Genomic DNA, 9732 nt, shown 5'->3' with positions numbered 1-9732 from the left:
CCCCGCCCCCGAACCAGGCCGAAAAAGGTCAGGGCCGGCGCTATGCCGACCCTGACCCTAGGTAGAACCTGGGGTGACTGATGGGATTTGAACCCACGACACCCGGGACCACAACCCGGTGCTCTGCCAACTGAGCTACAGCCACCATGCCGTCCACGCCCGGAATTTTTCTCCCCCGGGCGGGGCGCCGACCAATGATAGCCATACGACCGGACCCCGCGTCGACCGGGTTCGGTCCTGCCGCGTCACAACTCCGCAGCGATCGCCTTCGCCGCGTCCACGTCCGGCCCCGGCAGGGGTACGAAGACGGTCCGCCGGTAGTACTCCAGCTCCCGGATGCTCTCCCGGACGTCGGCCAGGGCCCGGTGGGCCAGCCCCTTGGCTGGTTGCCCGAAGTAGACCCGGGGGTACCAGCGCCGGCACAGCTCCTTGATCGAGGAGACGTCGACCATCCGGTAGTGCAGGTGCGCGTCGAGCCGGGGCATGTCCCGGGTGATGAAGCCCCGGTCGGTGGCGATCGAGTTGCCGCAGAGCGGGGCGGTGCGCGGGTCCTTGACGTAGCTGGTGACGTACTCCATGACCAGGTCCTCGGCCTCGGCCAGGGTCACCGTCGAGCGCCGGACCTCCTCGGTCAGCCCGGACTTGGCGTGCATCGTCCGGACGATCTCCGGCATCCCGGCGAGCACCTCGTCGTCGGCGTGGATGACCACGTCCACCCCGTCGCCGAGCACGTTGAGATCGGAGTCCGTGACGAGCGCGGCGACCTCGATCAGCGCATCCCGGCCGAGGTCCAACCCGGTCATCTCACAGTCGACCCAGACGAGAAGATCAGCCACCGGGACAGACTACGCGCAGCCCATGCCCCCGCGCCTCACCAGCATGGGCAGATCAGACCGCTAGGGTTTCCCCGTGCCAGCCGATCCCACCCTGCCGACGACCATCGTCGAGGACGAACCGGACGGGCGTACCGTCCGCCGTCTGGTCACGGTGGTGGCGTTGGTCGCCGTGCTACCCGCGCTCTACCTGCCCGGACTCGTCCACGACTTCTTCGACCTGAAGATCTACATGCGGGCGATGGACTGGTGGGCCGCCGGGAACCCGCTCTACGACTACGTGCAGCCCGATCGGGTGCAGGGTGAGTTGTACTTCACCTATCCCCCGTTCACCGCCCTGCTGCTGCGCCCGTTCGCCGTCCTGCCGCTGGGCGTCACCGTCGCCATCTTCACCGCGCTGACGGTGGTCGCGGTGGTGGCGACCACCTGGTGGCTGATCCGTCCGGTGGTGGAGCGGCACGCCCTGCCCCGCTGGTTCGCCTTCGCCGTGGCGGTCGTCGGGGTACTCGCCGTCGAGAGCACCCGCGAGACGATCACCTTCGGGCAGATCAACATGCTGCTGGTCGTGCTGATCCTGGCCGACCTGCTGTTCGCCGTACCCCGGGGGTCGCGCTGGGCCGGGGTGGGCGTCGGCCTGGCGACGGCGCTCAAGCTCTATCCGGGCATCTTCGTCGTCTACCTGCTGGCTGCCCGGCGGTGGCGGGCGGCGGCGGTGGCCTCGGCGACGGCCGCCGTCGCGACGCTGCTGGCGGCGGCGGTGGCCCCGGCCGACTCGTGGCGGTTCTGGACCCACGAACTCTGGTCGACCGGGCGGGTGGGTCGCACCGACTACACCGGCAACCAGTCGCTGTTCGGGTTGCTCAGCCGGTTCACCGCGCCGGACCGGCCGGATCCGCTGTTGTGGCTGCTGCTGGTGGCGCTGGTGACCGGGTACGGGCTGTGGCGGGCGGCGGCTGCCGCCCGGGCCGGGGACGAGGTGGCCGGGCTGGCCCTGACCGGGCTGGTGGGCGCACTGGTCAGTCCGATCACCTGGACGCATCACGTGTACTGGTTCGTCCCGGCGCTGGTGGTGCTGGTGGACGCCGCGCTGTCGGCCCGGCCCGGCCCGGGGGAGGTCACGGGTCGGCGCCGTACCCGGCTGCTCGCCGGGGCCGCCCTGCTCTACCTGGTGATCACCTACGGGGTGGTCTCGTTCTACGACTGGGGGGTGGCGGTCGAGCGGACCGATTCGCCGGTCGAGTTCGTCCTGCGGAACACCTACGTACTGGCTGCCCTGGTGTTGCTGGTCGCCCTACCGGTCCGCAAGGATGCCGCGCCGGAGGCGGTACGGTAGCCGCCCGCCCACCGCAGCGGGGCTGACCACCCCGTCGACACTACCGGGAAGTTGCGCCAAATGGACACAGCTCCCCATCTTTCACATGAAACGCTAATCTGGCATCAACCGCCGAAGGCAGGTACCGCTTCGGTCGCACCGATCCCCCGGTGAGAGTGGCCCTCCGTGTCGGCAGCACGGAGGGCCACTCGCCGTGTCCCCACCGGGTGGCGCCGGTCCGGCCGACCCACCGGGTGGCGCCGGTCCGGCCGACCCGCCGTCCCGTCGCGCTGGCCGCCGTCAGGGGCGGTCACGCAGGTGCTTGCCGGTGGAGCGGAAGCTGGTCCGGCGTCGGCCGGGGTCCCGCTCCGCCGCGCCGGAGCCGGCCGACGCGGCCCGGCGCCCGTTCTTCGACACCGGTACCGGCGGGTGGGACACCGGCCGGCCCTCCTGGAACGGACGGGCCGTCGGCCAGGCCAACCGGAGCGGAACCGGCGGCCGGACCGGGCCGGGCCGGGAGAGCACCCCGGACCCCGCCGTCCCACCGGCCACCTCCGCCGGTACGGCCGGCTTCGGTCGTACCGGAGCCGCCGGCCCGCCCGGCGGTGGGCCCGCCTCCGCCGGTACGGGCGGCACCGCCGTCAACGGCTCGTCGGCGGACCGGCCGACGCCGTCGAGGGTGGGTAGTCCGAACCGGTCCGCGAGCAGTGGCACCTGGGCCGGTTCCACCACGAGCACCACCTCCCGGGGCGGTACCGGTGGGCGGACGGGGCGTACCGCCAGCCCGACGGCGAGCAGGGTCAGTGCGGCGCCCGCGCCGAGCAGCAGCCAGCCCGACCAGCCGGGCAGACCGGCGATCTCGACGGTCATCCGGTACGGCCCGCCGGGGTTCCGCCGCCCGCTGTCGCTCGCCAGCAGTGCACCGAACAGTCCCACCGGCAGCGCCACCGTCAACAGCAGTGCTCCGGCGATCGCGCGTACGAACCGCATCCGTGTCATTCCCCTTCAGGCCGTGGTGACCCCGACGACCTTACCCACCGAAATGGTGCAACCACGGAATATCGCCCGAAGCGGGGCGTCGACTGCGGGGAGGTCAGTCGGTGCCGGCGGGTTGCCGGCGGGTACGGGCGTACGCGGCGCCACCGAGCACGAACCCGGCCAGCCCGGCGGCCAGCCCGGCCGCACCGAGCAGCGTCCCGGAGTCCCCGCCCCCGGCACTGTCCCCCCGGTCCGCAGCGGCAGCTGCCGCCACCGTGGCCGCAGCCGACGGCGCCGTGCCGCCCTCGCCCTCCGGGGCCAGGACGAGCACCGGGGCGGGGTTCGCCGGTTCCTCGCCACCGGCGGCCGGCGGCTCCTCGATCCAGCGCACCACGTTCCCGTCCGAGTAGGTCTGGAGTGCCTTGAAGACCATCCGGTCGACCTTCGGCAGCGGACCCAACGAGACCGGGAACTCCTGGAACTCGCCCGGCTTGACGCCGGCACCCGCCGACGCGGTCCAGACGATCCGGGAGACCACCTCGGTCAACGGCGTACCGTGCACCTCCACCGGCGGGTCGACCGTGCGCTTCTGCACACTGACCGTCCAGCCGGGCACCGGCATGGTGGAGACCGACCCGACCGGCGCGTTCTCCGGCAGCACCACCTCCACCTTCGTGGTCGAGGCCGTGTCGCTCTCGTTCGGCACCCGGAACGCGAACCGGCCGTACCCGCCCTGGGTCGCCTCCTTCGGGTCGACCGAGACGTGGGCGGCGGCCGGGGCGGCGAAGCCGAGCACGGCGGTCAGCGCGGCGCCGAGCGCCAGGACCGCCGCCACGGGAGCGGTACGCCGGTGACGGGACATTCGCAGAGCCTTCCTGGTGAGGTGAGCGGGTGGGTCAGGGACTACTTGACCGGGACGGTGGTGGTGACCGTGGCCTGATCGATGTCGGAGATCCGGAGGGTGAACCGGAACTGCCACTCCCCTGCCGTCGGCAGGTTGATCTCCCCGGTGGCGTGGTTGTCGGTCAACGGCAGCAGCGGGATCTCCAACGGTTCGATCCCCTCCGCCGGCAACGCGGCGGTCGCCGACCACTCCAGCACCGGCAGCGGCTTGTTGTCCGGCGTGTACGCGTACACGTGGATGGTGTTGTTGCCCCGCTCCGCCGGGTCCATCTCCATCTGCAGGTTGTAGAGCGAACTGGTCATGCTGGCCGAGTAGTAGGTGGCCTCGATCCCGGCGACGTCGGTCACCGCGGTCCGGGCCGGCGTGGTCTGCACCAGGGTCGCCGACACACCCAGCACCACCGCGGCGACCGCCAGTTCCACCCAGACCGCCCGGCGCGCCGGCCGCCGCGCCGGTTCCTGCCGGTGCAGCATCTGCCGGGCCACCACCGCACCCACCATCGCCACCACGAACAGCCCCAGCTTGGCCAGCAGCAACCGGCCGTACGTGGTGTCCAGCAGCGCCTCCACACTGCCCACCTCGATCAGTGCACCGACCGTGCCGGCGAGTACCAGCGCGCCGACCGCGAACGCCGCCCACCGGGACCAGATCGGCATGATGGCGCCGAGTTCCCGGTCGTCGGCCAGCCGCAGCAGGAACCCACCGAGCATGGCCAGCCCGCCTATCCAGACGGCCATGCCGCCCAGGTGGACCGCGTCGACCACCACCGACACCGCCGGTGCCGGGGAGACCGCCGGATGCCCGGCCACCGGCCAGGTGAACAGCAGCGCCGCCCCCAGCACGGCCAGGATCATCCGGTCCGACCGGCCGCCCGTGCCGGCCAGTACCGGCCAGAGCAGGAACGCCCCGGCGGCCAGCAGACCGAGCCGGACCAGGTGCGCGGCACCGTACGAACTGCCCAGCACGTCCCGGATGCCGCTGCCGGTCACGTCGAGCAGCCCACCACCGGCGGTGTACGGGGCCTGGAGCACGATCGCGCCGATCGTGGCGACCACGAGCACCGCGTACCCGGTCCAGGCCAGCCGGATCGCCCCGGTCCGGGACAACCGCCTCGGCCAGAGCAGGCTGAGCACCAGCACCGGGCCGACCAGCAGGAGCAGCCCGGTGTAGCTCAGGTACTTGACGACCTTGACGGCCCGGTCGACCACCGTGTTGACCCGGTCGCCGCCGTCGCCGCCGGAGTCCGTCGGCGGGGCGGAGGGTGCGCCCACCGAGTACGTGTAGGCGCCCGGCAGCGGATGGCTGTCCGCGGAGATCACCCGGTAGCTGACCAGGTAGGTGCCGCGCGGGCCGGACGGGTCGACCTCGATGGTGACCACGGACCCCTCGAAGGAGGGTTCCCCCCGGTCCACCCGGGAACCGTCCGGGGCGATCACCCGGATCCGGCCGGGCACCTTACGGACCGGTTCGCTGAAGGTGAGCACCACCTCGGCGGGCGCCGCCGGCACCACCGCGTTCGCCACCGGACTGCTGCTGACCAGTACCGCGTGCGCGGCAGCCGGCGACGCCGGGACCACCAGCAGGGCGAACGCCACCATCAGCGCACCGAGGCCGGCGCCCACCCGGACCCACCAGGGATGTCCCGCAACAGTCATGGCGACCATGCTCGCCGACCGGTCGGCAACTCCGCGAGTATCTGTCAGCGACGCCGCGTCGCCACGCCGCCGCAGCGGGCGGGCGCCCGCCCGCAGGGCCGTCCGGCCGCGTCGGTCACCGCCCACCCGCACGGTCATCCGCGCCCCGCCGCCGCGACGACCCGCGCCGGGCCGTCCAGCTCCCGGCTGACCCGGCCCAACGCCCAGAGCAGCCCGGCCTGCACCACGGCGGCCAGGTGACCCAGCTCGTGCATCAGCGCGGTGGTCGAGTTCACGATGTCGACGGTGCTGGTGGCCGCCAGGCAGACGGCCAGCACCATGGCCACCGGCACGAACGCCTGGGCCCGTTCCGGCCGGTAGGCGGCCAGCGCGAACCCGACCGCGAGCGCCACGTCGAACGACGCCATCTCCCGGCTGGTGTGCGGGTCGGGAGCCACGCCCAGCCCGGCCAGCAGGATCGGCAGGGCCACCGCGAGCTGGGCGACGGCGGCCACCGCCACCGCCACCCGGAGCACCTGCCGGCGGGCCCGCAACGCGGCCCGGTGGGTCTGCGCCGGCACCGGGCGGGCCTGCGGGTCCGCGGTCACCGCCGCCAGCACGGCGGCGGTCAGATCGGGTACGGCCACCGCCTGCACCCGCACCGCCCGGGTGACCTGCTCCGCCCGGGCCAGCCAGGACCGGCAACCCGGGCAGGTGTCGGTGTGCGCGTCCAGCACCGCCCCCGGCGCCCCCGGATCCTCACCGTCCAGCCGCGCCGACAGCGCCGCGCGTACGTCGTCGCATGTCATGGGGAGGTAGTCGACCGGGAACCGGGAAAAGTTCCCACGGATCGCGACCAGTGGCGTACGACATGGAAGGGACCAACGGCCCTCCCGTTCGATGACCACGCGCGTAACCTGGGTTTCCGTGATCCCCGCGCAGCGTGATCTCGGCGACGCGGCCGGCCCGCCCGACGGTGCGGCCCCGGCCGCGCCCGAGTCGTCCACCTACTGGGCGATGGCCGCCCGGGACGGGGACCCGGTGGCCCAGGCGGCGTTCGTCCGGGGCACTCAGGCCGAGGTGTGGCGGTTCGCCGCCGCCCTGGTCGACCCGGACAGCGCGGACGATCTCACCCAGGAGACGTACCTGCGGGCGTTCCGCGCCCTCGGCTCGTTCGAGGGCCGGTCCAGCGCACGTACCTGGCTGCTCGGCATCACCCGCCGGGTCTGCGCCGACCACCTGCGCACCGTGGTCCGCCGTCGGCGGCTCGACGCCCGGCTCGCCGCGCAGGCCCACACCGACCACCCGCACCCCGACCCGGCCGGTCACCTCGGCGCGGCCGACCTGCTGCGCCGGCTGCCCGCCGACCGGCGGGAGGCGTTCGTGCTGACCCAGGTGCTCGGCCTGTCCTACGCCGAGGCAGCGCAGGTCGAAGGGGTGCCGGTGGGCACCATCCGGTCCCGGGTGGCCCGGGCCCGCGCCGAACTCGTGGACGCCGTCGGTGACGCACTCGCCAGTTGAGGGTCCGCCGGAACCAACCGGACGGACGGAACGACAAACAGCCGTGACCCTGTCGAGTGAGCGGGCCGCCCGCTGGCCCACCGTCCGCCCCTGGCTGGGCGTCGCCGCCCGGCTCGGGCTGGCCACCGTCTGGCTCGTCGCGGGCGGCACGAAGGTCGGTGACCTGGCCGCCTCCGGTCGCGCCGTGAACGCGTACCAGATCCTGCCGTACGACGTCGCGACCGTGGTCGGTGCGGCCCTGCCGTTCGTGGAGCTCGCCCTCGGCGTACTCCTGCTGCTCGGCCTCGCCACCCGGCTCGCCGCCGGGTTCTCCGCGGCGCTGCTGGTGGTCTTCGTCGCCGGCATCGCCTCGGCCTGGTCACGCGGCCTGTCGATCGACTGCGGCTGCTTCGGCAGCGGCGGACAGCTGGCCGCCGGGCAGAGCCCGAACTACGGCCCGGAGATCCTCCGGGACCTCGGGTTCCTGGCACTCGCCGGGTTCCTGCTGATCTGGCCACGCACCCCCCTGTCGGTCGACGGGGCGCTGGCCGGGGAGAACACGCTGGAGGACGTGGATGAGTAGTCGCAAGGGCCGCAACGAGGCCGCCCGGGTGGTCCGCGAGCAGCTCGCCCGGGAACGGCGCCGCAAGCGCACCCTCTGGACCTCGGTCGCGGCGGTGGCGGTGCTGGTCATCGCCGGGCTGATCGGCTGGAGCATCTACTCGTCCCAGCGTTCCGACGGGTACACCGCGCCCACCGGGGCCAACGACGCCGGCACCGGGGTCGTCGCCGGCTCCGGCCCGGTCACCGTGGACATCTACGAGGACTTCATCTGCCCGGCCTGTCAGCAGTTCGAGCAGGCCAGCGGGGCGACCATCGACCAGCTCATCAGCGAGGGCAAGGTCCGGGTGGTCTACCACCCGGTCGCGTACCTCGACCGGTTCTCCACCACGAAGTACTCCACCCGGTCCTCGGCCGCGTCCGGCTGCGCGGCGGAGGGCGGGAAGTACCGCGAGTACGCGAAGGCGCTGTTCGAGAAGCAGCCACCGGAGGGCGGCGCCGGGCTCAGCGACGACCAGCTGGTCGACATCGCCGCCGGGGTCGGCCTCGACCGGGACGGGTTCGCCTCCTGCCTGCGTGAGGGCACCTTCAAGGCGTGGACCGAGCACGTCACCGAGGAGGCCAGCAAGGCCGGGATCAGCGGTACGCCGACCATCCTGGTGAACGGCCAGCAGGTCGCCGACCGCAGCCCGGAGGGGCTCCGGGCCGCCGTGGAGGCAGCCGGCAAGTGACCGTACCCTCGCTCCGGCGGGCTGCCCCGGTACTGCCCGGCCCGACACGGTCCCGTCGGCCGCTGCCCCGCCCGGCCCGATTCGGTCGACTGCTACTCGGCCCGGCCCGATTCGGTCGACTGCTACTCGGCCCGGCCGTCGCGGTGGCCGTCCTCGCCCCGGCGGCACCCGCCTGGGCGCACGGCGCGGACGCGCCGGCCGCCACCGACTACCGGACCGAGGTCACCGGGGTCGCCCCCGACCGGCCCGGCCTGACGGTACGCACCATCGAGGCGGGCGCCCGTCTGGAGCTGACCAGCACCGGCGGGCGGACCGTGGTGGTGCTCGGCTACCAGGGCGAGCCGTACCTGGAGGTACGCCCCGACGGGGTGTACGAGAACGTCAACTCCCCGGCGACGTACCTCAACCGCACCCTGGACGGGGACACCCCGGTACCGGCCGGCGCCGGCCCGACCCAGCCGCCACAGTGGAACCGGATCGCCACCGAGCCCGTCGCCCGCTGGCACGACCAGCGCATCCAGTGGCGGGAGTCGGCACCGCCGGCGGTGGTACGCGCCGACCCGGGCCGGGAACACCGGATCCGGGACTGGGCGATCCCGGTACGCGACGGCGACACCGTCGGGGAGATCCGGGGCACCCTGGACTGGGTACCGCCACCCGACCCGTACACCTGGTGGGCGGGCATCCTGCTCGGTGTCCTCGCCGTCGGGACGCTGGGGCTGCTGCCGGCGGGTACCCGCGCCGGCCGGCGGGCGATGAGCACACTCGGCGCCCTGTCCGCCGTGGGTGGGCTGGCCGCCGTCTCCTTCGCGGTGGCGCGGGAGGTCGACGCGGGTGCCGACGGGCTGACCGGGCTGCTCGGGGGCCTGTTCACCACCGGGATCTGGCCGTTGCTCACCGGTCTCGGAGCGCTCGCCGCCGGTGGGTACGCGCTGGTCCGCCGTCCGGCGGCGGACTTCGCGGTGGCGCTGGCCGGGATCTGCCTGGCGCTCTTCGCCGGGGTGTCCAACGCGGCGGTACTGGCCCGCGCGGTGGCCCCGGTGCCCTGGCCGGCACAGTCGGCCCGGTTGGTGATCGCGTCGACCGTGCTGCTCGGCGCCGGGGTGGCCGCCGCCGGGGCGCTCCGGCTCCGGAGCACGGCGCGGGTGAGCCGTCGACACCCCACCCCTGCCCCTGTCGATCATGGGGTGGTGGTGGGTGACAAAGGGGAATAATCACCTCAAACAGGGCACCACAAGTCCATGATCGACGTGACGGGCGCGGGCGGGGCGAGGTGTCG

At 73.4% G+C, this 9732-nt stretch carries 10 protein-coding genes and 1 tRNA gene; 5 read left to right on the top strand and 6 right to left on the bottom strand.

All coding sequences use genetic code 11. The annotated features are described in order from the left end of the window. Positions 1-69 precede the first annotated feature (69 nt). Positions 70-145: transfer RNA gene (locus GSF22_RS25145), tRNA-His, on the bottom strand. 100 nt (positions 146-245) lie between these two features. Further along, on the bottom strand, positions 246-836 hold the full coding sequence (gene orn / locus GSF22_RS25140) for an oligoribonuclease (protein ID WP_208816204.1): 591 nt from the start codon (positions 834-836) through the stop codon (positions 246-248). Between the two features lie 73 nt (positions 837-909). Here orn and GSF22_RS25135 point away from each other — a divergent pair, with 73 nt between their 5' ends. Continuing rightward, on the top strand, positions 910-2166 hold the full coding sequence (locus tag GSF22_RS25135) for a glycosyltransferase family 87 protein (RefSeq protein ID WP_208816203.1): 1257 nt from the start codon (positions 910-912) through the stop codon (positions 2164-2166). A 279-nt stretch (positions 2167-2445) separates the two neighbouring features. Here GSF22_RS25135 and GSF22_RS25130 read toward each other — a convergent pair whose 3' ends face one another. The 4 genes from GSF22_RS25130 to GSF22_RS25115 all read right to left on the bottom strand — a co-directional run bounded on the left by GSF22_RS25130 (position 2446) and on the right by GSF22_RS25115 (position 6470). Next, positions 2446-3135 (bottom strand): hypothetical protein, encoded by a 690-nt coding sequence (locus GSF22_RS25130; RefSeq protein ID WP_208816202.1) that lies wholly within the window; start codon positions 3133-3135, stop codon positions 2446-2448. A gap of 103 nt (positions 3136-3238) precedes the next feature. After that, positions 3239-3985, bottom strand: a complete 747-nt coding sequence (locus GSF22_RS25125) for a YcnI family copper-binding membrane protein (protein ID WP_208816201.1) — start codon at positions 3983-3985, stop codon at positions 3239-3241. 41 nt (positions 3986-4026) lie between these two features. Then, positions 4027-5691, bottom strand: coding sequence for a copper resistance CopC/CopD family protein (locus GSF22_RS25120; RefSeq protein WP_208816206.1), 1665 nt, complete (start codon positions 5689-5691; stop codon positions 4027-4029). 125 nt (positions 5692-5816) lie between these two features. Beyond that, on the bottom strand, positions 5817-6470 hold the full coding sequence (locus GSF22_RS25115) for a zf-HC2 domain-containing protein (protein WP_208816200.1): 654 nt from the start codon (positions 6468-6470) through the stop codon (positions 5817-5819). 118 nt (positions 6471-6588) lie between these two features. Between GSF22_RS25115 and GSF22_RS25110 the strand changes: the two genes are divergently transcribed. From GSF22_RS25110 to GSF22_RS25095, 4 genes are read left to right on the top strand one after another with little or no spacing between them, the layout of a single operon-like run. Then, positions 6589-7182 (top strand): sigma-70 family RNA polymerase sigma factor, encoded by a 594-nt coding sequence (locus GSF22_RS25110; protein ID WP_307804302.1) that lies wholly within the window; start codon positions 6589-6591, stop codon positions 7180-7182. Positions 7183-7225: 43 nt separating this feature from the next. Then, positions 7226-7744: a MauE/DoxX family redox-associated membrane protein gene (locus GSF22_RS25105; RefSeq protein ID WP_208816198.1), complete on the top strand. Its 519-nt coding sequence runs from the start codon at positions 7226-7228 to the stop codon at positions 7742-7744. Continuing rightward, a complete protein-coding gene (locus GSF22_RS25100; RefSeq protein ID WP_208816197.1) occupies positions 7737-8453 on the top strand; it encodes a DsbA family protein in 717 nt (238 codons plus the stop codon). The genes GSF22_RS25105 and GSF22_RS25100 overlap by 8 nt, the downstream gene beginning before the upstream one ends. Further along, entirely contained in the window at positions 8450-9667 is a 1218-nt protein-coding gene (locus GSF22_RS25095; RefSeq protein WP_307804301.1) for a hypothetical protein, read from the top strand. Before GSF22_RS25100 ends, GSF22_RS25095 begins: the two co-directional genes overlap by 4 nt. Positions 9668-9732 lie beyond the last annotated feature (65 nt).

The organism is Micromonospora echinofusca, assembly GCF_017614955.1.
Taxonomy (GTDB): domain Bacteria; phylum Actinomycetota; class Actinomycetes; order Mycobacteriales; family Micromonosporaceae; genus Micromonospora; species Micromonospora echinofusca_A.
This window is presented reverse-complemented; position numbering and strand designations above follow the sequence as displayed.

Bases quoted from the DNA above. Each gene is read 5' to 3' on its own strand.
- GSF22_RS25130 (WP_208816202.1), bottom strand. From the start codon at position 3,135: ATGCGGTTCGTACGCGCGATCGCCGGAGCACTGCTGTTGACGGTGGCG.
- GSF22_RS25125 (WP_208816201.1), bottom strand. From the start codon at position 3,985: ATGTCCCGTCACCGGCGTACCGCTCCCGTGGCGGCGGTCCTGGCGCTC.
- GSF22_RS25120 (WP_208816206.1), bottom strand. From the start codon at position 5,691: ATGGTCGCCATGACTGTTGCGGGACATCCCTGGTGGGTCCGGGTGGGC.
- GSF22_RS25115 (WP_208816200.1), bottom strand. From the start codon at position 6,470: ATGACATGCGACGACGTACGCGCGGCGCTGTCGGCGCGGCTGGACGGT.
- GSF22_RS25100 (WP_208816197.1), top strand. From the start codon at position 7,737: ATGAGTAGTCGCAAGGGCCGCAACGAGGCCGCCCGGGTGGTCCGCGAG.